Raw genomic sequence first — 26,787 nt, forward strand, 5'->3', positions numbered from 1 at the left:
CCCGATGAACGCCTATCGCTCTCATACTTGCGGCCAGCTGACTGCCCAGGACGCGGGCAACGAGATCCGCCTGTCGGGCTGGGTGCATCGCGTCCGCGATCACGGCGGCGTACTGTTCATCGACCTGCGCGACCACTACGGCATCACTCAGGTCATCGCCGACAGCGACTCGCCCGCCTTCGCGGCGCTGGAACGGCTGCGGGCCGAGACCGTGATCCGCATCGACGGGCGCGTGAAGCTGCGCGACGCGAGCCTCGTGAACCCGAAGCTGCCGACGGGCGAAATCGAGGTGTACGCGACCGCGGTCGAGGTGCTGGGCCCCGCGGACGAACTGCCGCTGCCGGTGTTCGGCGACCAGGACTACCCCGAGGAAACGCGCCTCGCCTATCGCTTCCTCGACCTGCGGCGCGAAAGCCTGCACAACAACATGATGCTGCGGTCGAAGGTGATCCGGTCGATCCGCAACCGCATGTGGGATTCCGGATTTACCGAGTTCCAGACCCCGATCATCACCGCGTCCTCGCCCGAAGGAGCGCGCGACTTCCTCGTGCCGTCGCGGCTGCACCCGGGCAAGTTCTACGCGCTGCCGCAGGCGCCCCAGCAGTTCAAGCAGCTGATCATGGTCGCGGGCTTCGACCGCTATTTCCAGATCGCGCCCTGCTTCCGCGACGAGGACCCGCGCGCCGACCGTTCGCCAACCGACTTCTACCAGCTCGACGTCGAGATGTCGTTCGTGGAGCAGAAGGACGTGTTCGCCGCCGTCCAGCCGGTGATCCAGGGCCTGTTCGAGGAATTCGGCGGCGGCCGTCGCGTCGATGCCGACTGGCCGCTGATCCCCTATGTCGAGAGCCTGCGGAAATACGGCACCGACAAGCCCGACCTGCGCAACCCGATCGAGATGCAGGACGTAAGCAACCATTTCCGCGGTTCGGGCTTCGGCATCTTCGCCAAGCTGCTGGAACAGGACGGGACCGAGGTCCGCGCGATCCCCGCGCCGACCGGCGGGTCGCGCAAGTTCGCCGACCGGATGAACGCGTTCGCGCAAGGGCAGGGGCTGCCGGGAATGGGGTACATCTTCTGGCGCAAGGACGAGGGCGGCGCGACCGAAGCCGCCGGTCCGATCGCCAAGGCGCTGGGGCCGGACAAGACCGAAGCCATCCGCACCCAGCTTGGTCTGGGCGAGGGAGATGCCGCGTTCTTCCTTGGCGGCAAGCCTTCGGATTTCGAGGCTGTCGCCGGCCGCGCGCGGACCGAGATCGGGCGCGAGTTGAAACTGATCGACGAAAAGCAGTTCAAGTTCGCCTGGATCGTCGATTTCCCGATGTACGAACGCACCGACGACGGCAAGATCGACTTTTCCCATAACCCGTTCTCGATGCCGCAGGGCGGGCTCGAGGCGCTGAACGGCGACCCGCTCAAGGTCCACGCCTATCAGTACGACCTCGCCTGCAACGGGTACGAGCTGATCTCGGGCGGGATCCGCAACCATACGCCCGAGATCATGTTCAAGGCGTTCGAAATCGCGGGCTATCCGGCGTCCGAGGTGGAAAAGCGCTTCGGCGGCATGGTCAAGGCGTTCCGCTATGGCGCCCCCCCTCACGGTGGTTGCGCGGCGGGGATCGACCGGATCGTGATGCTGCTGGCCGACGAGCAGAACATTCGCGAGGTCATCATGTTCCCGATGAACCAGCGCGCCGAGGACACGATGATGGGCGCGCCGAGCGAACCCACCAACGAACAGATGCGCGACCTGCGCCTGCGGGCGCTGCCGAAGGACGCCTGAGGCGCGCGCGGTGGGCCTGGAAGGTTGACAGGGGTCGGATGACCGACGATCCGCACTTGAAGATCGGCACGGGGGACCGCCCGCTGGGGCGCGAGGTCGCGGATTTCACGCCGCCGCCCGCCCCGGGCCCCGACCGGATCCAGGGGCGGTTTGTCACCCTGGAACGGCTGGACCCGGACCGGCACGCGGCCGATCTGTTCGCCGCCAATGCGGGTCGTGCCGAGATCTGGGACTATCTCGGCTACGGCCCGTTCGAGGGTCCGGCCGGCTACCGCGACTGGCAGGCAAGCGTGGCGGGGTCGGCCGATCCGTTCTTCTATGCGCTGCGTTCGCATGGCACCGGCACCATCGGCGGCGTCGCGTCCTTCCTGCGCATCGACCGCGCCAACGGCGTGATCGAGATCGGGCATATCCAGATCGCCCCAGTCCTGCAGCAAACCTCGGCCGCGTCCGAGGCGATCATGCTGATGATCCGCTGGGCGTTCGAGGCGGGCTACCGCCGCGTCGAGTGGAAGTGCAACGACCTGAACGCGCCGTCGATGCGGGCCGCCGACCGCTTCGGGTTCATCTACGAGGGCACGTTCCGCAACCACATGGTCACCAAGGGCCGCAACCGCGACACGGCATGGTGGGCGATGACCGATGACGACTGGCCCGCCATCGCGGCGGCGCACGACGCCTGGCTCGACCCCGGCAACTTCGACGCGGCGGGACGTCAGCGCCGGTCCTTGCAGGCGATCCGGCAAGACCTGGCGGATCGCTGAAGGGCCAGGCCGCGCCCCGTCACGCCCCCGCCGCCGCCAGCCGGTCCTGCACCAGCCCGCTGATACGCGCTAGGTCGGCCGCCAGCGCCCGCCCGGCGGAATGATCGCGCGCGAGCGCCGTTGCCGCATCCTCGAGCCGGGGATCGTGCGACGACCGGGCCACGCCGGCAAGGAAGCGGGCGATATAGTCGATGCAGTCGGTGCTTTCGGCCGCCGCCAGCACCTCGGCCACGTGGACGAGGTCGTCGCGCAGCGCGCCGCTGTCGGGAACGATGGTGTCGTCGACCACCAGCCGCAGGCCGGTCGGCCGCGCGTCGGCGGGCAGGTTCGACAGGATCGCGTGCTGGAACACGGCCAGGCTTTCCACGGGCTTGGCCAGGAACGCGTCGGCCCCGGCCGTCAGCGCCACCGTTTCGTTGTCGGGATCGCCCGACATGCCCAGCAGCACCGGAACGCGGGGCGTTGCCTCGGCGATGGTGCGGATCAGTTCCGCGCCGTTCCCGTCGGGTAGGCCCAGGTCCACGATCACCACCGCCGGGCGATAGGTCGCCATATGCCGGGCGGCCGCCCGCAGGCTGTCGGCGCGGCGGATGCGCGCGCCCGAGCGCAGGCACAAAAGCCGCACGGCTTCGGACGCGATGCGCGAATCCTCGACCACCAGCACCGTCAGCCCCGTCAGCGGTCGCCCCGGCAGTGCCGCGCGCCACAGGGGCGCGGTGTCGTCGCGGGTGATCGGATTCTTGCAGTCGTGCATCGGCGCGTTCCCCAAAGATCGGCCTCGAATCGGCCCTGTCCAGACCCTACGGCCGGTCTGCCTAATGCGCGGTTAACGCCGCCCCGCACGTGGCCTGCGACAATCCGGGGGCTTTCGCCCGACCCGGATCGGACGTAGAAACCCGCGATTGCAGCGGGAGCGTTCCATGATCGGCCGCCTGAACCACATAGCCATTGCCGTCCCCGACCTTGCCGCCGCCGCCGCCCGTTACCGCGACACGCTCGGCGCGGTCGTGCGGCCGCCGCAGGACGAGCCCAACCACGGCGTGACCGTCGTGTTCGTCGAGCTGGACAACACCAAGGTCGAACTGCTGCACCCCCTGGGCAATGACAGCCCGATTCGCGCATTTCTTGACCGCAACCCGTCGGGCGGCATCCACCACTTGTGCTACGAGGTCGACGACATCCTCGCCGCTCGCGACCGCCTCACTGCGCAGGGCGCGCGCGTGCTGGGCGACGGGACGCCGAAGATCGGGGCGCACGGCAAGCCGGTCCTGTTCCTTCACCCCAAGGATTTCGACGGCTGCCTTGTCGAACTGGAGCAGGTCTGATGTCCATCACCGGCGGGATCGTCCTTTACGCCACGCTGTGGTTCCTGTGCCTGTTCCTGATGCTGCCGATCGGGCATCGCAGCCAGGACGATGCGGGCGACATCGTGCCCGGCACCCATGCGGGCGCGCCGGCCGAGCCGCGGCTGAAGCTGAAGGCGATCTGGGCCACGATGCTGGCGACGGCGCTTTTCGCGGTGCTGGCGTGGGTCATCATGGCCGACATCGTGACCCGCGCCGACGTGACCTCGTTCAACCCCTTGGGGGTCTGACCGCCGCCTCGTTCCGCGTCACGATCTGGTAGAGGTGGGTGAATGACGCCGCCGCCAGCACCGGGACGACGATGTTGAGGACCGGGACGGTCAGCAGCGCCGCGACCGCGATCCCCAGCAGCATCACCGCGCCGCGTTCGCGCCTGCGGATCTCGTGCGCGCGCGCGGTCGGGACGTGGCGGCGCCCGGCCATGGCGAAGAACTCGCGCCCCAGAAGCCAGCCGTTCGCAAGGTAGAATGCGATCGGCGCCAGCGGCCCGAGAAACGGCGACAGGACCAAGAGCGCGACCGCGATCCCCAGCGCGGCGGCCACCACGGCGAGGGACTCGAGCAAACCGTCGAGAAAATCGGTCGAGCGGCCGCGCCTTTCGCGGTAGTGCGCGGCTTCGACCCGCGCCGCCACCCGCTCGGTGAACAGCCCGGCGAACCCGGCCGCGACCGGCGTCATCAGGAAGAACCCCATGACCGGGAACAGGGCAAGCGATCCCCAGGACAGCGCCGATCCGAGTTGGATCGCGCCGATCCAGGGCAGGGTGATGTGATCCGGGCCGAAAGCCGCAAGCGCCCAGAAGATCGCGGCCTGCGACAGCACGAACAGCAGGATCGTCAGGGCGACACCCAGCAGGACGACGCTGAAGATGCGCGGCCGAAGCAGGTCGCCGAGGCCGCGGATCAGCGCGACGGGAAAGGCGGCGAGCCCGGTCATGGCAGGTAGGTCGAAATGGCGGCCACATCGGGGCGGGGGCGGTCGGGGACCGCGGTCTCGCCCCTTGTGCCGATATGGATCAGCCCGGCGACGCGCTCGTGCGCGGCCACACCGAGATGCGCCTGCGCGAAGGCCGCGTCGGTCGCCCGGCCGCTCAGCCACGATGCGCCCCAGCCGGCCGCGAGCGCCGCGTTCACCAGCGACAGGCACACCGCGCCGGCCGACAGGAACTGTTCCCATTCGGGCACCTTGGGATCGTCCACGGGCGCCGAGACGACGGCCACGATCACGGGCGAGGCAAAGGCGTCGCGCGCCTTTTGCACCGCCGCCTCGTCGCCGCCCGCAGCGGCCACGTAGTCCGCAAGCAGGGGTGCGAGGCGGTCGAGCGCCGCGCGTTCCAGCACCACCAGCCGCCACGGGGTCAGCTTGCCGTGGTCGGGAACCCGGGTCGCAAGCGTCAGCAGGTCGGCCAGCTCGGCGCGCGAGGGGGCGGGGCCGCGCAGCGTCTTTGGCGGGTGCGACCGCCGGCGGCGCAGGAAATCGCTGGCTTCGGTGGTCATGCGCGCCTCGGATCAGGGGAATGGCGGGTCAGATAGGTAGCAGCCGGGCCGGGCGTCACCGGCCCGGCCCGGGTAGTGGGACTTCAGGTCCGCAGGATCGAGCGGCCGGCGTATTCGGCAGTCTCGCCCAGCATCTCCTCGATGCGGATCAGCTGGTTGTACTTGGCCAGCCGGTCGGAACGGGACAGGCTGCCGGTCTTGATCTGGCCGCAGTTGGTGGCGACGGCGAGGTCGGCGATGGTCGCGTCCTCGGTCTCGCCCGAGCGGTGCGACATCACGCTGGTGAAGCCCGCGCGGTCGGCCATGCGGACGGCGTCCAGCGCCTCGGACAGGGTGCCGATCTGGTTGACCTTCACGAGCAGGCTGTTGGCGCAGCCGCGCTTGATCCCTTCTTCCAGACGCAGCGGGTTCGTTACGAACAGGTCGTCACCCACCAGCTGGACCGACTTGCCCAGCCGGTCGGTCAGCAGCTTCCAGCCTTCCCAGTCGTCCTCGGAACAGCCGTCCTCGATCGACAGGATCGGATAGTCGGCGCAGAGCGCGGCAAGGTAGTCCACGTTCTCGGCCGCGCTGAGCGACAGCCCCTCGCCCGAAATCTCGTACTTGCCGTTCTTGAAGTATTCGGTCGCGGCACAGTCGAGCGCCAGCATGATGTCTTCACCGGGCTTGTAGCCCGCCTTTTCGATCGCCCGCAGGATGAAGTCGAGCGCGTCGCGGGTGGACGAGATGTCGGGCGCGAACCCGCCCTCGTCGCCGATGGCCGTGGACAGGCCCGCCGCCGACAGTTCCTTCTTCAGCGTGTGGAAGATCTCGGACCCCATCCGCACGCCGTCGCGCAGCGTGTCGGCCGACACCGGCATGATCATGAATTCCTGGATGTCGATCGGGTTGTCGGCATGTTCGCCGCCGTTGATGATGTTCATCATCGGGACCGGCAGGACGCGCGCGCCGGTGCCGCCGACGTAGCGGTAAAGGGGCTGCATCGTCGCCTCGGCGGCGGCCTTCGCGACGGCCAGCGACACGCCGAGGATGGCGTTCGCGCCAAGCCGGGACTTGTTGGGGGTGCCGTCCAGCTCGATCATCATGCGGTCGATCGCCAGCTGCTCGGTCGCGTCCTCGCCCACCAGGTTCTCCGACAGCTCGCCGTTGACGGCGGCGACCGCTTCCAGCACGCCCTTGCCGAGATAGCGCGCCTTGTCCCCGTCGCGCTTTTCGACCGCCTCGTGCGCGCCGGTCGAGGCGCCCGACGGAACCGCCGCGCGGCCCATGGTGCCGTCTTCCAGCGTCACGTCGACCTCGACGGTCGGGTTGCCGCGGCTGTCGAGGATTTCGCGGGCATAGATGTCGATGATGGCGGTCATGGGCGCGCTCCTGTGGGGGTTCGCCGGTGTCTTAACCCCCCGGCCGGATGGGGGAAAGCTTGGTGGCGCTAACCGGCGAAAGGTTCAAGGTCGGCCCAGATCGGCAGGTGGTCCGAGGCGCGGCGGGCAAGGGGCGTGTCGTGGACCGCCGATTGCAGCACCCGAAGCCGGGGCGAGATCGCAATCCGGTCGTAGCGCAGCTGCGGGAAGGGCGCGGGCCAGCTTGGCCCCGGCGCGATCACGTCCAGCGGTTGCAGTGATTCCAGCCCCCGGTCGTCGCGCCATTCGTTGAAGTCGCCGGTCAGCACCAGCGCCTCGGACCCGATCCGGGCGGCCTTGGCGACCAGCCGCGCCAGCTGCGCCCGGCGCGACGACCGCGCGAGGCCAAGGTGGATCGCCACCACCGTCACCTCGGGCAGCATCAGGGCCAGCGCACCGCGCGGCTCGATCCCCGGCAGGGGAAGGCGGCGCAGCCGCGCCTGCGCGGCGAGGTCGGGGCGCAGCAGCAGGGTCTGGCCGTGCCAGCCCAGCGACAGGCTGCTGGTGCCCAGATGCGGCGCGGGGACGAGGCCGGTCATGTCCTCGATCAGCGCGCGGGGCAGGGCCTCGGGCCGCGCGCCGAACCGGAAATCCACCTCTTGCAGGGCAACCACGTCGGCCTCCATGTCGGCGATGACGGCAAGGTTGCGTTCCGGCGCGTGCGGTCCGGTCATGCCGCGACACTTGTGCAGGTTGTAGCTCGCCAGCCGGAACTTCATGGCGCCCTGCGCCCCGTCGTAGCCTGGTGCATCGCCGGGTCTCTCGTCTGGCCCATCGCCCCGCCCCGCTCAGGTGCCGCAGAAGGTGACCCGCACCTCTTCCCCCTCGCGGGGCGGTAGCGACAGGTCGGCCCATTCAGGCCGATCCTCGAACGGAAGCCTCAGCGCCTCGCCCAGGGCCGCGAAGGGCTCGAAGTCGCCGTGAACGCCCGCCTCGATCACCTGCTGGATACGGTGGTTGCGCGGGATCCGAACGGGGTTGACGCGCAGGGCGAGTGCACAGTCGGGGTCGCGCGCCTGCCAGTCGGCCCGCCACGCCTCGAACGGGGCGGGATCCGCGAACTCGGCCGCCGCGTCGCCCGTGGCGAGGCCGCGGAAGACGCGGGTGAAATCGGCCTTTTGCGCGGCCATGAGGTCGAGCAGCCGCTCGACCAGGGCGCGGTCGCTCGGCTCCGGGGCCGCCAACCCCAGCTTTGCAGCAAAGCGGCGCAGCCAGGCGGCCTGGTAAAGCTCGGGGAAGCCGTGGACGATCTCGGTCGCTTCGGCGACAGCCGTCTGTTCGTCGCCCATGATCGGGATCAGGCAGCTTGCCAGCTGCGCGAGGTTCCAGACCGCCACGCGCGGCTGTTCCGACCAAGCATAGCGCCCGCCCCGGTCGATCGACGAAAACACCGTGTCGGGGTGGTAGGCGTCCATGAACGCGCAGGGGCCATAGTCGATCGTTTCCCCCGACACGGCCATGTTGTCGGTGTTCATGACGCCGTGGACGAACCCCAGCGCCATCCAGTGCGCCACCGTCTCGGCCTGCCGTGAGACGACCGCGCGCAGCATCCCCATCGCGTCGCCCGCGTCGGGGTAGTGGCGGGCGATGACGTGGTCGGTCAGCGCCTGCAGCCGTTCGTTGTCGCCCCGGATCGCGAAGAACTCGAACGTGCCGACGCGGATGTGGCTTGATGCGACGCGGGTCAGGACGGCGCCGGGAAGCGGGCTTTCCCGGACCACCTGCTCGCCCGTGGTGACGGCGGCCAGTGCCCGGGTCGTGGGGACGCCCGCCGCATGCATGAATTCGCTTACGAGGTATTCGCGCAGCACCGGACCCAGCCACGCGCGCCCGTCGCCTCGGCGCGAAAACGGGGTGGGTCCCGATCCCTTCAGCTGGATGTCGAAGCGGGCGCCGTCGGGTGCCACGACCTCGCCCAGCAGCACGGCGCGGCCGTCGCCCAGCTGCGGCGAAAGCCCCCCGAACTGGTGCCCGGCATAGGCCTGCGCGATCGGATCGGCACCCGGCGGCACCAGGTTCCCGGCGAGCGCCGCCACCCCTGCGGGGCTTTTCAGCCATTCCGGGTCCAGGCCCAGCCGCGTCGCCAGCTCGCCGTTGACGGCGATAGGGCCAGGATCTGCCACCGGGACGGGCGGGGTGCGGGCAAAGAAGCCCGCGCCGAGGCGAGCATAGCTGTTGTCGAATGTCGGTGCTGTCATGAGACCTATCTGGGTTCGGCCATGCCGGATTTGAAGCCGGCGGCACGAAATCGGCCCGCCGTCGCCGGCGGGCCGTCAAATGTGCGTCGGGATCAGCGGTGGTAGCGCAGACCGCCCCACAGCTTGTTCTCGTCGCGGTGGCGGCCGCCGCGAACCGCGCCGATATAGGCCGCGGCACCGGCCACCAGCGACGACGCCGCCAGCAGGAACGCCGACAGGATCGCACCGCGCCGTGCAGTCTCGGCCGCGTCGATCGCCTGCTGGGCGACCTGCTGGGCCTTCGCCTCGGCTTCCTGGCGCAGGGTTTCGGCCCGCTGGCGGGCTTCTTCCAGCGTGCGCTCGGCCTCGGCCCGGATCTCGCGCGCCTGGGCGACGGCCGCATCGACGCGGGCGTTCACCTCGGCTTCGGTCAGGCCGGTCCGCGCGGCGGCGGCGCTGACGAGATACTGGCGGTCCGTCTCGCTGATCTCGCCGGTGCGGATCAGGGACATCAGGATGCCGCTGACCTCACGCCGCAGCGCCGCTTCCGAATAGCCGGCGGCCGGGGTGTTCTGCCGCAGCAGCCCGTCGGTCAGATAGTCGAGCGGGTTCGACGCAAGCCCCTCGGGCAGCGCATCGCCCAGCGTGCCTTCGGCCGCCTGGCCCACGCCCGCGGCCGCGCCGCCGACCGCCTGGCCCGCGCCCGACACGACGCCGCCCGCAAGCTGGCCCGCGCCCTGCGCGATGCCGCCCACGGCCGATCCGGCGGCATCGACCGCCGTACCCGCCGCCGATCCGACGGCCTTTGCGCCGCCGCCGATCGCGTTCGCGGCGATGAAGCCCGTAAGGATCATCCCCAGCGCCCAGACGACGAGCCCGTGAATGCCGTCGCGGGCGGTGACTTCGTCACGGCTGGACGCATCGACGCGCTTGCGAAGCCGGCCCGCGATGTAGCCGCCCAGCATGTAGATCGCGACCATGGAGATCACGGTGAAAAGCGCCGTCAGCGCCAGACCCCAGCCGCTGACCATGTTGCCGTCCGGCTCGGCCGAGATCGCGCCCAGACCCAGCGCCGCGGCGAAGGTCGTCAGCACGATCGACGTGCCGGCGGCGATCGCCGCGCCGGCAAGGATCGCGCCCCAGTCGACGTAGCCGCGCCCGGCGTCGCCCGCAGCCGGCGCGCCCACGGAACCGGGCATGTTGCCGCCCTGTGTCGTCCCGCGCTCCATCAACGAAGCCCCAGCAGCGACAGGATGAAAAGAACGACGACGACGAGGCCGACGAGATAAATGATCGAGTTCATGAGATGGTCCCCCAGTGGTGGCGGCCCGTCGTTGCGACGCGGCCTTGCGCGATAAACGCCGCGAGGCGCGCGCAGTTCCGGGGCGACCGCGATCCTACCACGCTCAATCAAATGATAAGACACGGCAAAACCGGCATCCCGCCACCCGTGTGGCCCGCGCCCGACACGGTTGCGTCCGCCGTCCTTGCGTATTACCCATGTCCCTTGCTGCAAGAGGACGGCCATGAAGTTTCTCGACCTTGCCAAGGTCTATATCCGCTCGGGCGGCGGGGGCGCCGGCTGCGTGTCGTTCCGGCGTGAGAAGTTCATCGAATATGGCGGGCCCGATGGCGGCGACGGCGGACGCGGGGGCGACGTCTGGGCCGAGGCCGTGGACGGCCTGAATACGCTGATCGATTTCCGCTACCAGCAGCACTTCTTCGCGAAGTCGGGCCAGCACGGCATGGGCGCGCAGCGCACCGGCGCGTCGGGCGACGACATCCTGCTGAAGGTGCCGGCCGGGACCGAGATCCTTGACGAGGACCAGGAAACCGTCATCGCCGACCTGACCCGCGCGGGCGAGCGGGTGCTGCTTGCCAAGGGCGGCAACGGCGGCTGGGGGAACCTTCACTTCAAGACCTCGACCAACCGTTCGCCCCGGCGCGCGAACGCGGGGATCGAGGGCATCGAACGCACGTTGTGGCTGCGGCTGAAGCTGATTGCGGATGCGGGCCTCGTCGGGCTTCCCAATGCGGGCAAGTCCACGTTCCTGTCGGCGGTGTCGAACGCCCGGCCGAAGATCGCGGATTATCCCTTCACCACGCTGGTGCCGAACCTTGGCGTCGTGGGCGTGGACAGCCACGAGTTCGTCATGGCCGACATTCCGGGCCTGATTGAGGGCGCGAGCGAGGGCAGGGGCTTGGGCGACCAGTTCCTCGGCCACGTGGAACGCTCGAACGTGCTGTTGCACCTCGTCGACGGCACGTCCGAGGACGTGGCGGGCGACGCGCGCACCATCCTGACCGAGCTCGAGGCGTATTCGCAGGTGCTGGCCGACAAGCACCGGATCACCGTTCTGAACAAGATCGACGCGCTGGACGACGACACGGTGGCCGAACGCCGCGCCGCGCTTGAGGCCGAGACCGGCGGCCCCGTCCTGACCATGTCCGGCGTCTCGCGCGAGGGCGTGACCGAGGTGCTGCGCGCATTGTGGTCGCAGATCGAACCCACCCGCCAGGCCGTCGCCGCGGCCGACGATGTCGGGACATGGCAGCCCTAGGCGATATTCACCCCGGCGCGGGCGCGGTGCCCGAGGCGGCACCGGCATCGCCCGGCCTGCCCGACATCGCGCGGGCGCGCCGGCTCGTCATCAAGATCGGCAGCGCGCTTCTGGTGGACGAAGGCGGGCTGCGGACCGGCTGGCTGCGGGCGCTGTGCGACGACGTTGCCGAATGGCGCAGGCGCGGGGTGGACGTGATCCTGGTCTCGTCGGGGTCTATCGCGCTGGGGCGGCGAGTGCTGGACCTGCGCGCCGCTGCGCTGACGCTGGAACAGGCGCAGGCCGCCGCCGCCGTCGGCCAGATCCGCCTTGCCCGCGCCTACGAGGAAATGCTGGCCCCCAGCGGCGTCACCACCGGGCAGGTGCTGGTCACGCTGGAGGATTCGCAGGATCGCCGCCGCTATCTCAACAGCCGCGCGACCATGCAGACACTGCTCGCGCTCGGCGTGGTGCCGATCGTGAACGAAAACGACACGGTGGCCACCGACGAGATCCGGTTCGGCGACAACGACCGTCTGGCCGCGCAGATCGCGGTGACCTGCGGCGCGGACCAGCTGCTGCTGCTGTCGGATGTGGACGGGCTTTACACCGCGAACCCCAAGACCGACCCGGACGCCCGCCACATCCCGGTGGTCGAGCGCCTGACGCCCGAGATCGAGGCGATGGGCGGCGACCCGGTCAGCGGGCTGAGCAAGGGCGGGATGAAGACCAAGCTGATGGCCGCGCGCACCGCCGTCGCGGGCGGCTGCGCGATGGCGATCGCCGAGGGATCGGTGCTGCGCCCGCTTTCGGCGGTGGCGTCGGGGGCCCGGGTGACGTGGTTCCTGCCCGAGGGCGATCCCCACGCCGCCCGCAAGCGCTGGATCGCGGCGATGAAGCCGCGGGGCGAACTGGTCGTGGACGCGGGCGCCGCGCGGGCGCTGGCTGACGGGCGCTCGCTGCTGCCCGCCGGGGTCGCGGCGGTCGCCGGCAACTTCCTGCGCGGCGATCCGGTCGCCATCGTCGATGCCGGGGGCGTGCGGCTGGCGCAGGGAATCGCGCGCTACGACGCGCCCGAGGCGCGCCGGATCGCCGGGCTACGAAGCGACGAGATCGCGGCGGTGCTGGGATACGAGCCGAGGGCCGCGCTGGTCCATCGCGACGACATGGCCGTGGGACGCTAGCGGCGGCCGACGCGCAGGCGACCCGCGGAACGTGGCGGATCAGGTCCGTTCGCCGCTGGCCTTGCGGATCGCGCGGCGGCGCTGGCGCACCTCGCGCAGGTGCGACATGTGCGCGGCGCCCGGTCCGGGCGGCGGCAGGTCCAGCACCGCGCGGCGCAGGACCGCAATCCCTTCCTCGGACGATTTCGGAAGCGTCGCGGCGGGGATCGGCTTGCCGACCGTGATCCGGTAGGTGTGTCCGGCCTTGTTCAGCACCTCGTTGAACAGCGTCACGTCGCGCAGCGTCGGGTGGATCGCGTCGAGCAGGTAGAACAGCGCCGAGTTCCGGGCCCGGATGTGCAGCGGGATCACGGGCGCGTCGAACTTGCGCGCGATCATCACCGCGCTGGCCATCCACGGCCGCTCGTGCAGCGTCATCCCGTGGCGCTTGGCCAGACGGCCGGACGGAAAGATCAGCCCGATCCGGCCCTGACCCAGCGCGGCGCGGGTGTAATCCATCGTCGCCTTGGTCTTGGCGTGGCTGCGCTTTTCCATCCGCCACTCGACCGGGGCGATCAGCTCGTCGGTCTGCGGCAGCACCCGGATCATGTCGTGGTTGGCGTAGATGAACAGATCGTCGCGCACCGCCGACACGACCGCATGCAGCACGATGCCGTCGGCGATCCCGGTCGGATGGTTCGACACGATCAGCGCAGGGCCGGTCGCCGGTATGTTTTCCAACCCGTCGATTCGCAGGTCGCGCACGATCAGCGCCGAGATGCGGCGCATGATCTCTTCGGCGGGAAGGTCGCGGAACTCGGTCGCAAGCTCCATCGTGCGCGGATAGCGCAGCAGCCGCATCATCGCCCATTTCGCGAGCGTGTGATGGGGCTGACCCGAAAACAGCCACGGCGCACGCTCCTCGATCAGGGGATCGAGGCGCTGTTCCATGTCCAGCCGGGCGGCCAGCCGCGACGGCTGGCCTGCGGGCACGTGATGGTCCTGAGGCGATCGCTTCATCATGTTCCGGCGAGTATTGCCGCGCGCAGGCGCGCCTGCAAGGATCGTCAGCCCCCCGCCGCCAACAGGCGGGTGACCATCTCGGATGTGTTGCGCGACAGCCGCGGCAGGTCGGCGATCCGCTGCAGCGCCGTCCGCGCGTGGCCGCGCCGGGCGTCGTCGTAGCGGGTCCACGTCTCGAACGCTGACACCATTCGGGCGGTCGTCTGCGGGTTGACCGGGTCAAGCCGGATCAGCCAGTCCGCGACGAAATCGTAGCCCGAACCGTCGGCCGCGTGGAACGCGGCGTGGTTCGCGGTCAGTCCGGCGATCAGCGAGCGGAAGCGGTTGGGGTTCTTCCAGTCGAAGTCGGGCCGGTCCGACAGCGCCCGCGCCACCGCGACCGCGCGGGCGGGTGCGGCAGCCATCGGCTGGACCGCGAAGAACTTGTCCATGACGAGGCGGTTGTCCGCGAACCGCGCCTCCATCTGCGCCAGAGCCTCCGCCCCCCGGTCCACCCGCACCAGCGCGGCGAGCGCGCCCATCCGTTCGGTCATGTTGCCGGCCTGATCCCACAACGCTTGGGCGCGGTCGCCGCCGTCGAGCCGGGTGAGCAGCGACAGCGCCTCGAGCCGCAGCGCGCGGCGCCCCGACGGGCCCGCGTCGGGCGAGTAGGGTCCGGGTTCGTCCATCGCGGCGTAGATGTCGGCCAGCGCCGCCTCGTGCGCGCGGGCAAGGTCGGATGCGAGGCTTTCGCGCGCGGCGTGGATCGCATCGGGGTCGGGGACGATGCCGCGGTCGTGCAGCCGGGTCGCGATCTCGTCCTCGGGTGGCAGGCGCAGGACCAGCGCGGCAAAGGCAGGATCGGCGCCCGCGTCGGCCAAGAACCCGCCGATCGCGCCGATATAGGCCGTGCCCGCGTCCGCGTCGCCGCCCGTGCGGGCCATCAGCGCATCCAGCGCAAGGCCGCGCCCGGCTTCCCAGCGGGCGAAGGGGTCGGTGTCGTGCGCCAGAAGCGTCGCGCGCGCGGTCTCGTCCAGGTCATGGCGCAGCACGACGGGGGCGGAAAACCCGCGCAGCGCCGACACGACCGGGCGCGCGCCCAAGCCCTCGAACTGCCAGGTTCCGGTGGGTGCGTCGAGTTCCAGCACCTCGGTCGGGCGCTGTTCGCAGCCGTTCGGGCCGATCAGGCCGATCGCCACCGGGATCACCCGCGCGGGCTTGTCGGGCTGGCCCGGGGTCGCCCTGGTGTCCTGCGACAGGGTGATCGTCAGCGTGCCGCCCGCCTCGGTTTCGTCCCAGGCCTCGCGCAGCGTCACCTCGGGCGTGCCGGCGTCTGTGTACCAGCGGGCGAACTGGGTCAGGTCGCGCCCCGTGGCGTCCTCGAACACCTTCAGCCAGTCCTCGATCGTGCAGGCCTGCCCGTCGTGGCGGTCGAAATACAGGTCCAGCGCCGCGCGGTAATTGCCGTCGCCGACCAGGCGCTTCAGCATCCCGATCACCTCGGCGCCCTTTTCGTAAACGGTCGCGGTGTAGAAGTTGTTGATTTCCTCATACCGGTCGGGGCGCGGCGGATGGGCCAGCGGGCCCGCATCCTCGCGGAACTGCCGCGCGCGCAGCGTCACCACGTCCTCGATCCGCTGCACCGCGGCCGAGCGCATGTCGGACGTGAACTGCTGGTCGCGGAACACCGTCAGCCCCTCCTTAAGGCACAGCTGGAACCAGTCGCGGCAGGTGATCCGGTTGCCGGTCCAGTTGTGGAAGTATTCGTGCGCGATCACCGCCTCGATCCGCTCGTAGTCGGTGTCGGTCGCCGTGTCGGGCGAGGCGAGGACCAGCTTGGAGTTGAAGATGTTCAGCCCCTTGTTCTCCATCGCGCCCATGTTGAAGTCGTCCACCGCGACGATGTTGAACACGTCCAAGTCGTATTCGCGGCCATAGACGCGCTCGTCCCACAGCATCGACTTCTTCAGCGCCTCCATCGCGAAGCCCGCGCGCGGCAGGTCGCCCGGGCGGACCCAGACGTTCAGCGCGACGTCCCGGCCGGTCATCGTGGTGAAGCGGTCGGGCAACGCCTCGAGCTCGCCCGCGACCAGCGCGAACAGATAGGCGGGCTTCGGCCAGGGGTCGTGCCATTCGGCAAGCCCGGGCTCAACCGCTACGGGGTTGCCGTTCGACAGCAGCACCGGCATCGAGGACGCAATCTGGACGCGGAACGGCGCCATCACGTCGGGCCGGTCGGGATACCAGGTGATGTGGCGGAACCCCTCGGCCTCGCACTGGGTGCAGAAGATGCCCCCGGACAGATACAGCCCCTCAAGCGCGGTGTTCCGCTCGGGGTCGATCTCGACGACTGTGGACAGGGTGAAGGGGCCTTCGGGCAGGGCGGCGGCGGAAATCGTCAGCGTCTCGTCGCTCATGTGCAGCATCGCGGGATCGGGTTCTGCCCCGTCTATCCGCAGCGACAGGGTCCGCAGCCCGGCCCCGTCCAGCACCAGATCGGCGCCGGGGACGAGGGCGCGGAAGTCCAGTTCCGCCTCGACCCGCGTCGCGACCGGGGCAAGGTCGAACCGCAGCCGCGTCTCGGTCAGCGCGAACGGAAAGGGCTGGTAGTTGGCCAGTAGGCGGGTTGTTGCCATTGCATTCACACCGGAAAAAATTGTTGCAGACGCGGAACTTGTCTTCCGAGCAAGTGTTAAGCGCAGGATAGCCGGGTCGCAAGCCGGTGCCCGGTCGTCCGCGTCCACGCACCATCCTGTCGACCTCAGGCACATCGCAAATACATTTCGAGGAGAGCTGTCATGGCCAACTATGATCCGAACGATCCGCGTCGCACCGATGCCACCGACCCGCACCGCCCGGTCGATCCGAGCGGCCGCAACACCGTCGTGACCGAAACCTATGTTGAGCCGGTCGAAAAGAAAGCCTCGCCGCTGCCGCTGATCATCGGCATCCTGCTGGCCCTCGCGCTGGCTTGGTGGCTGCTGTCGCGCTTCATGGGCGACGACGAAGTCGTCGTGACCGAACCGGCCGAGACGACCACCTCGTCCACTGGCACCGCGACCACCGGCACCGACGCGACGACTACCACGACCGCGCCGGCGACCGACACCACGTCGACCACCACCACGGACACGGCGACCACGCCGGCGACCGATACGGCGACCCCGCCCGTGACCGACACGGCCCCGGCGACCACCCCGGCGACCACGACCCCGCCGGCGACCGACGCCCCGGCGACCGGCACGGATACCTCGACCACGACCGTTCCCGTCGCGCCCGCCACCAACTGATCGGCGGACCGACCCCACGGGGTGACGGACTGAACAACGACCGCAGCGCCCCCGGCGCTGCGGTTTTTCGTTGTCGGCCCGGAACATCCGGCAACGCAGCGTCGCATGGCCGCGCGTTGCCGGTTGCGGACCGGGGCGCTTGTGCAACATTGTTGCGCTGAATACAGATCGTCTGTGTTTAAAAGGCGGAGGGAATACCGGTGAAGATTGGCGCCTTGAAGGAAACGGCCCAGGGGGAAGCGCGCGTCGCCGTCACCCCCGCATCGGCCGCGCACCTGCAGAAGCTCGGGCACGAGGTTCTGGTCCAGTCGCAGGCCGGCGCCGCCGCCGGTTTCTCGGACGCGCAGTACGAGCGCGCGGGCGTCGCCGTCCTGCCCGACGCCGCCGCGCTGACGGGCGCCGCCGATTTCGTGGTCAAGGTCCGCCCCCCGTCCGAGGACGAGCTTGACCGGATGCAGTCGGGCCAAAGCCTGATCTCGTTCTTCTATCCCGGCCAGAACCAGGACCTGCTGGAACGCGCCCGCGACCGCGGCGTCAGCGTCATCGCGATGGACATGGTGCCGCGGATCAGCCGCGCGCAAAAGATGGACGCGCTGTCGTCGATGGCCAACATCGCGGGCTACCGCGCCGTGATCGAGGCCGCGAACAACTTCGGCCGCTTCTTCACCGGCCAGGTGACCGCCGCGGGCAAGGTCCCGCCCGCCAAGGTGCTGGTCGTCGGCGCGGGCGTCGCGGGGCTCGCGGCCATCGGCGCGGCGACCAGCCTCGGCGCGCAGGTCCATGCCTTCGACGTGCGCCCCGAAGTGGCCGAGCAGATCGAATCGATGGGGGCCGAGTTCGTCTATCTCGACTTCCAGGACGCGCAGGACGGGTCCGCCACCGGCGGCTACGCCAAGCCCTCCAGCCCCGAATTCGCGGCCAAGCAGCTCGACAAGTTCCGCGAGCTCGCGCCAGACATGGATATCGTCATCACCACTGCGCTGATCCCCGGCCGGCCCGCGCCGAAGCTGTGGACCGCCGACATGGTCTCCGCGATGAAGCCGGGCAGCGTGATCGTGGACCTTGCCGCCGAGCGCGGCGGCAACTGCGACCTGACCGTGCCCGACCAGCGCATCGTTTCGGACAACGGCGTCATCGTCATCGGCTATACCGACTTCCCCTCGCGCATGGCCGCGCAGTCGTCCGAGCTTTACGGCAACAACGTCCGCCACATGATTGCGGACCTGACGCCCGGCAAGCACGGCGAGATCGTCCACAACATGGACGACGACGTGATCCGGGGCGCGACCGCGACCCACGGCGGCGACATCACCTACCCGCCGCCGGCGCCCAAGGTGCAGGCGATCGCGGCGGCAAAACCGCGCGAACGCGCCCGCGAACTTACGCCCGAGGAACGCCGCGCGACCGAGGTCGCGGCCTTCCGCCAGCAGACCCGGTCGCAGGTGACCATGCTTGCCGTGGGCGCGGTAGTGATGCTGCTGATCGGCCTCGTCGCGCCGGCGTCGTTCCTGTCGCACTTCATCGTCTTCGTGCTGGCCTGCTTCATCGGCTTCACCGTGATCTGGAACGTGGCCCACTCGCTTCACACGCCGCTGATGGCGATCACCAACGCGATCTCGTCGATCGTGATCGTGGGCGCGCTGATGCAGATCGGGTCGGGCTCGCCCTGGGTCACGCTGCTGGCGGCGCTCGCGGTCCTGATGACCGCGATCAACATCTTCGGCGGCTTCCTGGTCACGCGCCGGATGCTCGCCATGTTCCAGAAGTCGTAAGGGGGCGTCGATGGCAACCACCGTGATCACCACCGCGCCCGGCGCAGCCGACCCCCTCGTCAGCCATGCCGCACCCGGCATCGTCGAGGCGCTGCCCGCCTATGGCTTCACCACCGCCGCCTATGTGGTGGCGGCGGTCCTGTTCATCCTGTCCTTGGGCGGGTTGTCGGGCCAGGAAAGCGCCAAGCGCGCGATCTGGTACGGCATCGCCGGCATGGCGCTTGCCGTCGTGGCCACGCTCATTGGCCCCGGCTCGGGCAACTGGCTGATCTCGCTTGCCATGATCGCGATCGGCGGCGCGGGGGGCTACGTGCTGGCGACGCGGGTCCAGATGACCGACATGCCGCAGCTTGTCGCGGCGATGCACAGCCTGGTCGGGCTTGCCGCCGTGTTCATCGGCCTGAACGCGCAGATCGAACTTGGCCGCGTCGTCCGCGCGCGCCTGAACGGCGTGGCGGATGCGTTCCACGGCTTCGCCGCCGTGCTGGCGCACAAGACCCCGGCCGAGCTTGCGATGCTCAAGGTCGAGGTCGCGCTAGGCGTCTTCATCGGCGCGGTCACCTTCACCGGCTCGATCGTGGCCTATGGCAAGCTGTCGGGCAAGATCGACGGCAAGCCGAAGAAGGTGCGCGGCGGGCACATGACCAACCTCGGCGCGGCGCTGGCGGCGCTGCTGTTCACGGTGCTTTACGTCACCGGCATCGGGCCCGCGCTTCTGTGGTTGATCCTGATCCTGCTGATCGCGGGCTTCATCGGCTGGTCGCTCATCATGGGTATCGGCGGGGCCGACATGCCGGTCGTGGTGTCGATGCTGAACAGCTATTCGGGCTGGGCGGCGGCGATGATCGGCTTCACGCTGTCGAACGACCTGCTGATCGTGACCGGCGCGCTGGTCGGATCCTCGGGCGCGATCCTGAGCTACATCATGTGCAAGGCGATGAACCGGTCGTTCGTGTCCGTGATCCTGGGCGGCTTCGGCGGCGAGACGGGCCCGGCGATGGAGATCGAGGGCGAGCAGATCGCGATCGACGCCGACGGCGTGGCGCAGGCCCTGAACGAGGCCGACAGCGTTGTGATCGTTCCGGGCTACGGCATGGCGGTGGCGCAGGCGCAGCAATCGGTCAGCGAGCTGACGCGCAAGCTGCGCGCCGCCGGCAAGTCGGTGCGCTTTGCCATCCACCCCGTCGCGGGGCGGCTGCCCGGCCACATGAACGTGCTCTTGGCCGAGGCCAAGGTGCCCTACGACATCGTGCTCGAGATGGACGAGATCAACGACGACTTCCCCGACACCGACGTGGTGATCGTCATCGGCTCGAACGACATCGTGAACCCGGCCGCGCAGGACGATCCGAACAGCCCCATCGCCGGCATGCCGGTGCTCGAGGTCTGGAAGGCCAAGAACGTGTTCGTCAGCAAGCGCGGGCAGGGGACCGGCTATTCCGGGATCGAGAACCCGCTGTTCTTCAAGGATAACACGCGGATGTTCTATGGCGATGCGAAAAAGTCGGTGGATGCGCTGCTGCCGCTGATCGACTAGTCCGCGAGTTCCTACCGGCGGGCGAGCAGGGGCGGCACGGCCGCCCCTGTCCGTTCAGACGCTGCCTTCGCGCTCGATCACCAGTACGCGGGCGGCGCCGACCGGATGGGCGACATGCTCGTCGCCATCCGCGGCGTGAAAGACGTCGCCCACGCCCAGTTGATGCACCACCTCGCCTTCGGCAGTCCGGGCGTGCATCTCGACCCGGCCGTCCAGCACGACGAACACCTCGGGTCCGTCGTTCACGTGCCACTTGTAGGGCTGATCCGTCCAGTGCAGGCGCACCGTGGTGGCGCCCTCGATCCGTTCGATCCCCATCGCCTCCCAGGCGCGGGTTCCGGTGAAGTCGCGGGGTGATATCTTTCGCATGACGTGCTCCCTTGTCATCGGAGGCAATCTAGCCTTTGCCACGCAGGCCGGCATCTTGCGGACCGACGCGAGTTGCCTGCCAATCGCAGGATCGACATGGACCTTGACCGGACGAACAAGCGCATCCTCGCCATGCTCGAGGCGAATGGCCGTCTGAGCGCGGCCGCGATCGGGCGCGAGATCGGCCTGTCGCGCACGGCCGTGCAGGACCGGATCGCGGGCATGGAACAGCGCGGCACGATCAGCGGCTATCACGCCGCGATCGAGGACGGGCCGGGGCTGGTCCGCGCGGTCCTGTTCGTGGGAATCGCCGAGCGGCCCTGCGACAAGGCGCTGCGCTGGCTCGCCTCGCTCGAAGGCGTGACCGCCGTCCTGTCCTTGTCGGGAGAGGTCGATGCCGTGGTCTCGGCGGTTCTGCCGGGGGTAGAGGCGCTGTCGGCGCTGAACGACCGCGTCGCGCAGTCGCCGATGATCTCGGCCGTGCGCAGCCAGGTCGTGCTGCGGCGATACGGGGCAGGCGGCGGCTAGGCGCGCCGGCCGGTCATACGTCAGGGGTTGATCTGGATCGGCGTCCCGTCGCGGATCATCGCATAGATGTCCTCGATCTCGGCGTCCGTGACCGCAATGCAACCGGCCGTCCAGTCGCGGCGCATGGGCGCCAGCGCCTGCCCCTCGGGGCCCTGGCCGTGGATGAAGATGTCGCCGCCCGCGTTCTGGCCCTGCGACAGGGCAAAGGCCGCGTCCTGCACGTTCGGGTAGGACACGCCGAGCGACAGGTGATAGCGGCTGTCGGGGTTGCGGCGGTCGATGTAGTACAATCCCTCGGGCGTCTTGCCGTCGCCCGAGAACTGCTTGTGCCCGACCGGCTCGTTGCCCAGCCCGATGTTGTAGGCGGCGATCACCGACGGGCCGCTGAAGAAAAACATCTGCCGGGCGTTCTTGTTCACGACGATCTGCGTGACGGGCGGGCCGTTGTAGGTCTTGATCTTGCTCGGTCCGCACGATGCCACGACCGCCAGTAGAAGCGCGCCCGCGATAAGCCTGAACGTCCTGAACATGATGCCGCTGTCCCCGTTTTTCCTAGCTTGTGCAGCCCGGACCGGCCCGGCGCAACCGCCTCGTTTTCACGAAAGGATGAGCAGGGTGGCCACTGGCGCGCTGCGCGCGGCCGTGGCACGGTCGCCGTCACCCCGATGATGGAAGATGCCGATGAAGACGATCCTTGCCCTTGCCGCGATCCTGGCCCTGTCCGCCTGCGGCGTGCCGTTCGTGCCGCTGATCTGAGGACTTGGGCGATGACGCGCCGTCTGCAGATGTATGGCCTGTCCCAATGCTCGACCTGCGCGAAGGCGCGGGACGATCTGGCACAGGCGGGCTGGACCGTCGATTTCCGCGACGTGCGGGACGAGCCGCTGGCGCCCGGCGAACTTGACGCGCTGCTGGCACGCTTCGGCGAACGGCTGGTGAACCGCGCCAGCCTGACCTGGCGCGCGATGTCGGATGAGGAACGCGCGGGCACCCCGGCCGCGATGATCGCGGCGAAGCCCGCGCTGATGAAGCGACCCGCGATCGTGACGGGCGAGCATGCCCTGCTCGGCTGGACCGCGAACGTGAAGCGTGCGCTGGACGTTCCCGCCTGAACGCTAGCGCAGCGCGGCGTCGGTGATCGCCGTCGTCCACGCGCCCGCGTCGGTCGCAATCCCCAGCGTCTCCCCCGCTCGCGCCACCGTATCCGGGCCCATCGCGCCGCTGCCCAGCAGCGGCAGCACCGCATCGAGCCGCTGGCGCTGGTCCGTAACGCGGCCCCCGTCCAGCGTCGCCAGCAGCGTCGCCGTCGCGTCTGGCTGCGCCGCCGCCTCGCGCCAGCCCCGCATCGAGGCGCGGACGAACCGTTCCAGCCGGTCACGCGCCGCCGGATCGTTCAAGGTGGGCGCAAGTACGTAGATCCCGTCATCGGGCAGGTCCACCCCGCCCGCGGCCAGCCTGAACCGGACGATCGGACCCGCCGGCGTCGGGTCGGCGGCATGCATTGCCACGCAGGTCGCGCGACCGCTTTCAAGCTGCGAAAGCCCATCGCCCCGCGCGATCAGCGTGACGCCCGCCGCGCCCCCGTCCGCCGCGCCCCCGTCCGCAGCGATCCCCCGGCGCGACAGCCATGCCCGCAGCACAAGATCGTCGCCGGTCGGATCGACCGCGATGGTCTGCCCCGACAGGTCCGACGCAGGACCTTCGATCCCGGCCGCGCGCAGGCAGGCCAGACCCAGCGAGCCCGCGCCGAAGGGCTGCGCGACGTTCACCACCGGCAGGCCCGCGCCGCGCGCGGCCAGCGCGTGCGGCAGGCCCATGACCGCGACATCGGCCGTGCCGCGCGCAAGGGCGGCATCGGGCGGGCTGTCGGACTGGCCGGGCAGCAGCTCGACCTCCAACCCCTCGGCGGCGTAAAAGCCGCGCTCGCGCGCGACGACATAGCCCGCATGGGCAGCGGCGGGTTCGGCGGCAAGTTGCAGGCGCAGGCGGTCCGCCGCGTGCGCGGCAGGCGCCGTCAGCAGCGCCAGCGCCGCAATTGCCAGGATCGCCCGCATCAGCAGCTTCGCGCAGCGCCAGAGATCACGCAGCCGCCTTCAGCACCTGGCCCAGCTTGCCGACCAGCTCGTCGATCTGCGCCTCGCTGATGATGAGCGGCGGCGATATCGCGATGATGTCGCCGGTGACGCGGATCAGGATCCCGGCCTCGAACGCGGCGACAAAGGCGTCGAAGGCGCGCTTGCCGGGCTGGCCGTCGATGGGCGCAAGCTCGACCGCGCCGATCAGCCCCATGTTGCGGATGTCCACGACATGCGGATGGTCGGCCAGACCATGCAGCGCGTTTTCCCAGTGCTTTTCCAGCGAGGCGGCGCGGGTCAGCAGCCCGTCATCGGCATAGGTGTCGAGCGTGGCGATCCCCGCCGCCGACGCGATCGGGTTGCCGGAATAGGTGTAGCCGTGAAACAGCTCGATCACGTGGTCGGGGCCGGACATGAAGGCGTCGTGGATCGCGGCCGAGGTCAGCACCGCGCCCATCGGGATCACGCCGTTGGTCAGGCCCTTGGCGCAGGTGATCATGTCGGGAACTACGCCGAAATGCTGGCTGGCGAAGGGCGAGCCCAGGCGGCCGAAACCGGTGATGACCTCGTCGAAGATCAGAAGGATGCCGTGCTTGCGGGTGATCTCGCGCAGGCGTTCCAGGTAGCCCTTGGGCGGCAGCAGGACGCCGGTCGATCCGGCCATCGGCTCGACGATCACGGCGGCGATGGTTTCCGCGCCGTGCAGCGCGACGATCCTCTCCAGCTCGTCGGCAAGATGCGCGCCGTGTTCCGGCTGGCCGCGCGTCATGCGGTTCTCGGGCAGGTGGGTGTGGGGCAGGTGGTCCACCCCGCCAAGCGCGGTGCCGAAGAAGCGGCGGTTGTTCACGATCCCGCCGACCGAGATGCCGCCGAAGCCCACCCCGTGATAGCCGCGCTCGCGCCCGATCAGGCGTGTCCGGGCCGCGTCGCCCCGCGCGCGGTGATAGGCGAGCGCGATCTTCAGCGCAGTGTCCACCGCCTCGGACCCCGAGTTGCAGTAGAACACGTGCTCGATCCCGTCCGGCGCGATGTCGACCAGCCGGTTCGCCAGCTCGAACGCCGTCGGGTGGCCCATCTGGAAGGCCGGCGCATAGTCGAGCGTGCCCGCCATGTCGGAAATCGCCTGCGTGATCCGCGGCCGGCAGTGTCCCGCGTTGCAGCACCACAGCCCGGCCGTCCCGTCCAGCACCTCGCGCCCGTCGCTCGTCCGGTAGTGCATGTCCTGCGCCGAGACGAGCATCCGCGGCTGCGCCTTGAACTGCCGGTTGGACGTGAACGGCATCCAGAAGGCGCGCAGGTCGTTCGGGGCGGGCTTGTGGTCCAGGGCCATCGCGAGGTCTTTCTGTTGGCGGACGGGCGCGCGGGGCGGCGTGACCGCAAGAATAGGATCGGCGGGAATCCCTGTCCACCGGATCGACGGCGGTTTCCTGCCGCCTGCGACCGGCGCCGCCGGGCGTTCGGGCGGCGTTGCGTGACCCTGCGGGAACCGTGCGGCGATCACCGGCTTGTGTTCCGGTCTCGGCAGCGTCAGACACTGCCGATCAGCAGGTCAGCCGCATCATCATGTCCGAGCCTCAGTCGAACCCGTCCAGCGCAGCGCCCGCCGCGGCGATCCCGCCGCAATCCGGGCCGCGGGCCGGCGCAGACCCGCAGCACCACGGCGGCAAGGCGAGCGCGGGGCTGGTCATGGCCTGCCTCGGCGTCGTTTACGGCGACATCGGGACCTCGCCGCTTTACGCGCTGCGCGAGTCGCTGGTTCACGCGCATGAACACAACATGGCCGAGACGGCGGTGATCGGCATCGTGTCGCTGCTGTTCTGGACCGTCTGCCTGATCGTGACGCTGAAATACGTGACGCTGATCCTGCGCGCCGACAACAACGGCGAAGGGGGGACGCTGTCGCTGGTCGCCAAGGCGCAAGGGGCGCTGCGGCGGCGGACGTGGTGGCTGTATCTGATTGGCATCGTCGGCGTGTCGCTGTTCTTCGGCGATTCGATGATTACCCCCGCCATGTCGGTCATGTCCGCGATCGAGGGGTTGGAGCTGGTGGCCCCCGGTTCGGGCGACTTCGTCGTGCCGATCACGCTGGTGATCGTCGTCGCGCTGTTCTGGGTGCAGCGCAGCGGGACCGAGACGGTGGCGCGGCTGTTCGGCCCGGTGATGCTGGCGTGGTTCGCCACGCTCGCCGTTCTCGGTGCCTCGCACCTGCTGGACGATTCGCGCATCATCCTGGCGCTGAACCCGCTCAACGCCTTTCGCTTCATCGCCGAGAACGGCTTCGGCGCGCTGCCGGTGATGGGATCGGTGTTCCTGGCCGTCACCGGGGCCGAGGCGCTTTACGCCGACATGGGACATTTCGGGCGCAAGCCGGTGCGGATCTCGTGGCTCGCCATCGTGTTCCCGGCGCTGACGCTGAGCTACCTGGGGCAGGGGGCGATGGTCCTGTCGCACCCCGAACGCGCGGTGAACCCGTTCTTCCTGATGGCGCCGTCGTGGTTCACGCTGCCGCTCGTCTTGCTGGCCATGGCCGCCACCATCATCGCGAGCCAGGCCGTGATCTCGGGCGCGTTCTCGGTGGCCCAGCAGGCGGTGCAGCTGGGCCTGCTGCCGCGGCTGGAAACGCAGCACACGTCGGACAAGCAGCTGGGCCAGATCTACCTGCCCAAGGTGAACACGATCCTGATGGTGGGTGTGTGCGCGCTGGTCCTGACGTTCGGATCGTCCACGCGGTTGGCCAGCGCCTACGGGATCGCGGTGACCGGTGACATGGTCATCACCTCGATGCTGGCGATCATCGTCTTTCGCTACGCCTGGGGCTGGCGCTGGCCGGTGGTCCTGGGGATCATGCTGCCGATCCTCGCGCTGGAACTGGTGTTCTTCTACGCCAACATCCTGAAGGTGCTGGACGGGGGCTTCATCCCGCTGATGTTCGCCGCCGTCGTCATCCTGTTCATGGTGACCTGGCTGCGCGGCACGATGAAGTTGCAGGCGAAGCTCGCGGCCGAGGCGGTGCCGATGCAGCTGATCGCGGACCGGCTGACGGAAAGCCCGCCGGTGATCGTGCCGGGGACGGCGGTGTTCCTGACGGCCAACCCGCGCATCGCGCCGCCCGCCCTGATGCACAACCTCAAGCACAACCGGGTGCTGCACGACCGCAACTTCATCGTCACGGTGGACGTGCAGACGACCCCGCGCGTGCCCGCGGACGACCGCCTGACGATCGTCGAGCTGGCGCCGCGTTTCTGGTGCGTCCACATCCGGTTCGGCTACATGGAACAGCCGAACGTGCCCCGTGCGCTGGCCGACGCAAAGGCGCTGGGGCACAAGTTCGACATCATGTCGACGTCGTATTTCCTCAACCGCCGCTCGCTCAAGGTGGGCAAGGGGCGGCTGATGCCGCCGTGGGCGTCGCGGCTTTACGCGGGGCTGTACCGGCAATCTTCCGAGCCCACGAACTTCTACCGCCTGCCCACCAACCGGGTGGTCGAGCTGGGACAGCAGATCAACATCTGACGCGTAGTCTGGGG

At 69.4% G+C, this 26,787-nt stretch carries 26 protein-coding genes; 12 read left to right on the plus strand and 14 right to left on the minus strand.

Annotated elements, in window-relative coordinates:
* Positions 1–4 precede the first annotated feature (4 nt).
* Together aspS and FNF32_RS03585 are read left to right on the plus strand one after the other, a co-directional pair.
* Complete coding sequence (gene aspS, locus FNF32_RS03580; protein ID WP_131673368.1) at positions 5–1,783, plus strand: aspartate--tRNA ligase; 1,779 nt, start codon at positions 5–7, stop codon at positions 1,781–1,783.
* A gap of 38 nt (positions 1,784–1,821) precedes the next feature.
* Positions 1,822–2,547: a GNAT family N-acetyltransferase gene (locus FNF32_RS03585; protein ID WP_131673367.1), complete on the plus strand. Its 726-nt coding sequence runs from the start codon at positions 1,822–1,824 to the stop codon at positions 2,545–2,547.
* Between the two features lie 19 nt (positions 2,548–2,566).
* Here the strand turns inward: FNF32_RS03585 and FNF32_RS03590 are convergent, their stop codons facing one another.
* Positions 2,567–3,301 (minus strand): response regulator, encoded by a 735-nt coding sequence (locus FNF32_RS03590; RefSeq protein ID WP_131673366.1) that lies wholly within the window; start codon positions 3,299–3,301, stop codon positions 2,567–2,569.
* Positions 3,302–3,467: 166 nt separating this feature from the next.
* On the opposite strand from FNF32_RS03590, the gene mce reads away from it, so the two are divergent.
* Together mce and FNF32_RS03600 are read left to right on the plus strand one after the other, a co-directional pair.
* On the plus strand, positions 3,468–3,872 hold the full coding sequence (gene mce, locus FNF32_RS03595; RefSeq protein WP_131673365.1) for a methylmalonyl-CoA epimerase: 405 nt from the start codon (positions 3,468–3,470) through the stop codon (positions 3,870–3,872).
* Positions 3,872–4,141: a DUF1467 family protein gene (locus FNF32_RS03600; RefSeq protein WP_131673364.1), complete on the plus strand. Its 270-nt coding sequence runs from the start codon at positions 3,872–3,874 to the stop codon at positions 4,139–4,141. Before mce ends, FNF32_RS03600 begins: the two co-directional genes overlap by 1 nt.
* On the opposite strand, the gene FNF32_RS03605 is transcribed toward FNF32_RS03600, so the two are convergent.
* From FNF32_RS03605 to FNF32_RS03635, 7 genes are all read right to left on the minus strand, one after another.
* Complete coding sequence (locus tag FNF32_RS03605) at positions 4,122–4,847, minus strand: EI24 domain-containing protein (protein WP_131673363.1); 726 nt, start codon at positions 4,845–4,847, stop codon at positions 4,122–4,124. The two genes, FNF32_RS03600 and FNF32_RS03605, sit on opposite strands and share 20 nt — an antisense overlap.
* Positions 4,844–5,407, minus strand: a complete 564-nt coding sequence (locus tag FNF32_RS03610) for a nitroreductase family protein (RefSeq protein ID WP_131673362.1) — start codon at positions 5,405–5,407, stop codon at positions 4,844–4,846. Before FNF32_RS03610 ends, FNF32_RS03605 begins: the two co-directional genes overlap by 4 nt.
* Before the next feature lie 83 nt (positions 5,408–5,490).
* A complete protein-coding gene (eno, locus tag FNF32_RS03615; RefSeq protein ID WP_131673361.1) occupies positions 5,491–6,768 on the minus strand; it encodes a phosphopyruvate hydratase in 1,278 nt (425 codons plus the stop codon).
* A gap of 68 nt (positions 6,769–6,836) precedes the next feature.
* Positions 6,837–7,526: an endonuclease/exonuclease/phosphatase family protein gene (locus FNF32_RS03620; protein ID WP_131673360.1), complete on the minus strand. Its 690-nt coding sequence runs from the start codon at positions 7,524–7,526 to the stop codon at positions 6,837–6,839.
* A 69-nt stretch (positions 7,527–7,595) separates the two neighbouring features.
* The gene (locus FNF32_RS03625; RefSeq protein WP_131673359.1) at positions 7,596–9,005 is read right to left on the minus strand and encodes a protein adenylyltransferase SelO; all 1,410 of its coding nucleotides are present in this window, start codon (positions 9,003–9,005) and stop codon (positions 7,596–7,598) included.
* 92 nt (positions 9,006–9,097) lie between these two features.
* Positions 9,098–10,183, minus strand: a complete 1,086-nt coding sequence (locus FNF32_RS03630; RefSeq protein WP_131673358.1) for a hypothetical protein — start codon at positions 10,181–10,183, stop codon at positions 9,098–9,100.
* Between the two features lie 29 nt (positions 10,184–10,212).
* The gene (locus FNF32_RS03635; protein WP_131673357.1) at positions 10,213–10,512 is read right to left on the minus strand and encodes a hypothetical protein; all 300 of its coding nucleotides are present in this window, start codon (positions 10,510–10,512) and stop codon (positions 10,213–10,215) included.
* On the opposite strand from FNF32_RS03635, the gene obgE reads away from it, so the two are divergent.
* Positions 10,511–11,545, plus strand: a complete 1,035-nt coding sequence (gene obgE, locus FNF32_RS03640) for a GTPase ObgE (RefSeq protein WP_131673356.1) — start codon at positions 10,511–10,513, stop codon at positions 11,543–11,545. The two genes, FNF32_RS03635 and obgE, sit on opposite strands and share 2 nt — an antisense overlap.
* Positions 11,533–12,708, plus strand: a complete 1,176-nt coding sequence (proB, locus tag FNF32_RS03645; protein WP_131673355.1) for a glutamate 5-kinase — start codon at positions 11,533–11,535, stop codon at positions 12,706–12,708. Before obgE ends, proB begins: the two co-directional genes overlap by 13 nt.
* A 39-nt stretch (positions 12,709–12,747) precedes the next feature.
* Here the strand turns inward: proB and FNF32_RS03650 are convergent, their stop codons facing one another.
* Together FNF32_RS03650 and pepN are read right to left on the minus strand one after the other, a co-directional pair.
* Positions 12,748–13,638, minus strand: a complete 891-nt coding sequence (locus FNF32_RS03650; protein ID WP_131673407.1) for a lysophospholipid acyltransferase family protein — start codon at positions 13,636–13,638, stop codon at positions 12,748–12,750.
* Between the two features lie 116 nt (positions 13,639–13,754).
* Positions 13,755–16,325 (minus strand): aminopeptidase N, encoded by a 2,571-nt coding sequence (gene pepN / locus FNF32_RS03655; protein ID WP_143796480.1) that lies wholly within the window; start codon positions 16,323–16,325, stop codon positions 13,755–13,757.
* Between the two features lie 162 nt (positions 16,326–16,487).
* Between pepN and FNF32_RS15245 the strand changes: the two genes are divergently transcribed.
* The 3 genes from FNF32_RS15245 to FNF32_RS03670 all read left to right on the plus strand — a co-directional run bounded on the left by FNF32_RS15245 (position 16,488) and on the right by FNF32_RS03670 (position 20,288).
* Entirely contained in the window at positions 16,488–16,979 is a 492-nt protein-coding gene (locus FNF32_RS15245) for a hypothetical protein (protein ID WP_185961835.1), read from the plus strand.
* 200 nt (positions 16,980–17,179) lie between these two features.
* Entirely contained in the window at positions 17,180–18,751 is a 1,572-nt protein-coding gene (locus FNF32_RS03665) for a Re/Si-specific NAD(P)(+) transhydrogenase subunit alpha (RefSeq protein WP_131673353.1), read from the plus strand.
* A gap of 10 nt (positions 18,752–18,761) precedes the next feature.
* Positions 18,762–20,288: an NAD(P)(+) transhydrogenase (Re/Si-specific) subunit beta gene (locus tag FNF32_RS03670; protein ID WP_131673352.1), complete on the plus strand. Its 1,527-nt coding sequence runs from the start codon at positions 18,762–18,764 to the stop codon at positions 20,286–20,288.
* A 54-nt stretch (positions 20,289–20,342) separates the two neighbouring features.
* Here the strand turns inward: FNF32_RS03670 and FNF32_RS03675 are convergent, their stop codons facing one another.
* Positions 20,343–20,657 carry a cupin gene (locus tag FNF32_RS03675; protein WP_131673351.1) on the minus strand — a complete coding sequence of 105 codons (315 nt, stop codon included), beginning with the start codon at positions 20,655–20,657 and terminating at the stop codon, positions 20,343–20,345.
* Positions 20,658–20,753: 96 nt separating this feature from the next.
* Here FNF32_RS03675 and FNF32_RS03680 point away from each other — a divergent pair, with 96 nt between their 5' ends.
* Positions 20,754–21,185: an Lrp/AsnC family transcriptional regulator gene (locus FNF32_RS03680; RefSeq protein ID WP_131673350.1), complete on the plus strand. Its 432-nt coding sequence runs from the start codon at positions 20,754–20,756 to the stop codon at positions 21,183–21,185.
* A 20-nt stretch (positions 21,186–21,205) separates the two neighbouring features.
* Here the strand turns inward: FNF32_RS03680 and FNF32_RS03685 are convergent, their stop codons facing one another.
* Positions 21,206–21,715, minus strand: coding sequence for a L,D-transpeptidase family protein (locus tag FNF32_RS03685; protein ID WP_131673349.1), 510 nt, complete (start codon positions 21,713–21,715; stop codon positions 21,206–21,208).
* 237 nt (positions 21,716–21,952) lie between these two features.
* Here FNF32_RS03685 and FNF32_RS03690 point away from each other — a divergent pair, with 237 nt between their 5' ends.
* Positions 21,953–22,297 (plus strand): arsenate reductase family protein, encoded by a 345-nt coding sequence (locus FNF32_RS03690; RefSeq protein ID WP_246087666.1) that lies wholly within the window; start codon positions 21,953–21,955, stop codon positions 22,295–22,297.
* A gap of 3 nt (positions 22,298–22,300) precedes the next feature.
* Here the strand turns inward: FNF32_RS03690 and FNF32_RS03695 are convergent, their stop codons facing one another.
* Both FNF32_RS03695 and aptA read right to left on the minus strand, forming a co-directional pair.
* Complete coding sequence (locus FNF32_RS03695) at positions 22,301–23,239, minus strand: ABC transporter substrate-binding protein (protein WP_131673348.1); 939 nt, start codon at positions 23,237–23,239, stop codon at positions 22,301–22,303.
* A gap of 25 nt (positions 23,240–23,264) precedes the next feature.
* Positions 23,265–24,590, minus strand: a complete 1,326-nt coding sequence (gene aptA, locus FNF32_RS03700) for an omega-aminotransferase AptA (protein ID WP_131673405.1) — start codon at positions 24,588–24,590, stop codon at positions 23,265–23,267.
* A gap of 233 nt (positions 24,591–24,823) precedes the next feature.
* On the opposite strand from aptA, the gene FNF32_RS03705 reads away from it, so the two are divergent.
* Positions 24,824–26,773, plus strand: a complete 1,950-nt coding sequence (locus tag FNF32_RS03705) for a potassium transporter Kup (RefSeq protein ID WP_131673347.1) — start codon at positions 24,824–24,826, stop codon at positions 26,771–26,773.
* The last annotated feature ends 14 nt before the right edge of the window (positions 26,774–26,787 follow it).

Source organism: Paracoccus marinus (genome assembly GCF_007018965.1).
GTDB classification, from domain to species: Bacteria; Pseudomonadota; Alphaproteobacteria; order Rhodobacterales; family Rhodobacteraceae; genus Paracoccus; species Paracoccus marinus.

What these genes read in the sequence shown, in the direction of transcription:
- aspS (WP_131673368.1), top strand. Translation starts at nt 5, where the DNA reads ATGAACGCCTATCGCTCTCATACTTGCGGCCAGCTGACTGCCCAGGAC.
- FNF32_RS03585 (WP_131673367.1), top strand. Translation starts at nt 1,822, where the DNA reads ATGACCGACGATCCGCACTTGAAGATCGGCACGGGGGACCGCCCGCTG.
- FNF32_RS03590 (WP_131673366.1), bottom strand. Translation starts at nt 3,301, where the DNA reads ATGCACGACTGCAAGAATCCGATCACCCGCGACGACACCGCGCCCCTG.
- mce (WP_131673365.1), top strand. Translation starts at nt 3,468, where the DNA reads ATGATCGGCCGCCTGAACCACATAGCCATTGCCGTCCCCGACCTTGCC.
- FNF32_RS03600 (WP_131673364.1), top strand. Translation starts at nt 3,872, where the DNA reads ATGTCCATCACCGGCGGGATCGTCCTTTACGCCACGCTGTGGTTCCTG.
- FNF32_RS03605 (WP_131673363.1), bottom strand. Translation starts at nt 4,847, where the DNA reads ATGACCGGGCTCGCCGCCTTTCCCGTCGCGCTGATCCGCGGCCTCGGC.
- FNF32_RS03610 (WP_131673362.1), bottom strand. Translation starts at nt 5,407, where the DNA reads ATGACCACCGAAGCCAGCGATTTCCTGCGCCGCCGGCGGTCGCACCCG.
- eno (WP_131673361.1), bottom strand. Translation starts at nt 6,768, where the DNA reads ATGACCGCCATCATCGACATCTATGCCCGCGAAATCCTCGACAGCCGC.
- FNF32_RS03620 (WP_131673360.1), bottom strand. Translation starts at nt 7,526, where the DNA reads ATGAAGTTCCGGCTGGCGAGCTACAACCTGCACAAGTGTCGCGGCATG.
- FNF32_RS03625 (WP_131673359.1), bottom strand. Translation starts at nt 9,005, where the DNA reads ATGACAGCACCGACATTCGACAACAGCTATGCTCGCCTCGGCGCGGGC.
- FNF32_RS03630 (WP_131673358.1), bottom strand. Translation starts at nt 10,183, where the DNA reads ATGCCCGGTTCCGTGGGCGCGCCGGCTGCGGGCGACGCCGGGCGCGGC.
- obgE (WP_131673356.1), top strand. Translation starts at nt 10,511, where the DNA reads ATGAAGTTTCTCGACCTTGCCAAGGTCTATATCCGCTCGGGCGGCGGG.
- FNF32_RS03635 (WP_131673357.1), bottom strand. Translation starts at nt 10,512, where the DNA reads ATGGCCGTCCTCTTGCAGCAAGGGACATGGGTAATACGCAAGGACGGC.
- proB (WP_131673355.1), top strand. Translation starts at nt 11,533, where the DNA reads ATGGCAGCCCTAGGCGATATTCACCCCGGCGCGGGCGCGGTGCCCGAG.
- FNF32_RS03650 (WP_131673407.1), bottom strand. Translation starts at nt 13,638, where the DNA reads ATGGAACAGCGCCTCGATCCCCTGATCGAGGAGCGTGCGCCGTGGCTG.
- pepN (WP_143796480.1), bottom strand. Translation starts at nt 16,325, where the DNA reads ATGGCAACAACCCGCCTACTGGCCAACTACCAGCCCTTTCCGTTCGCG.
- FNF32_RS15245 (WP_185961835.1), top strand. Translation starts at nt 16,488, where the DNA reads ATGGCCAACTATGATCCGAACGATCCGCGTCGCACCGATGCCACCGAC.
- FNF32_RS03670 (WP_131673352.1), top strand. Translation starts at nt 18,762, where the DNA reads ATGGCAACCACCGTGATCACCACCGCGCCCGGCGCAGCCGACCCCCTC.
- FNF32_RS03675 (WP_131673351.1), bottom strand. Translation starts at nt 20,657, where the DNA reads ATGCGAAAGATATCACCCCGCGACTTCACCGGAACCCGCGCCTGGGAG.
- FNF32_RS03680 (WP_131673350.1), top strand. Translation starts at nt 20,754, where the DNA reads ATGGACCTTGACCGGACGAACAAGCGCATCCTCGCCATGCTCGAGGCG.
- FNF32_RS03685 (WP_131673349.1), bottom strand. Translation starts at nt 21,715, where the DNA reads ATGTTCAGGACGTTCAGGCTTATCGCGGGCGCGCTTCTACTGGCGGTC.
- FNF32_RS03690 (WP_246087666.1), top strand. Translation starts at nt 21,953, where the DNA reads ATGACGCGCCGTCTGCAGATGTATGGCCTGTCCCAATGCTCGACCTGC.
- FNF32_RS03695 (WP_131673348.1), bottom strand. Translation starts at nt 23,239, where the DNA reads ATGCGGGCGATCCTGGCAATTGCGGCGCTGGCGCTGCTGACGGCGCCT.
- aptA (WP_131673405.1), bottom strand. Translation starts at nt 24,590, where the DNA reads ATGGCCCTGGACCACAAGCCCGCCCCGAACGACCTGCGCGCCTTCTGG.
- FNF32_RS03705 (WP_131673347.1), top strand. Translation starts at nt 24,824, where the DNA reads ATGTCCGAGCCTCAGTCGAACCCGTCCAGCGCAGCGCCCGCCGCGGCG.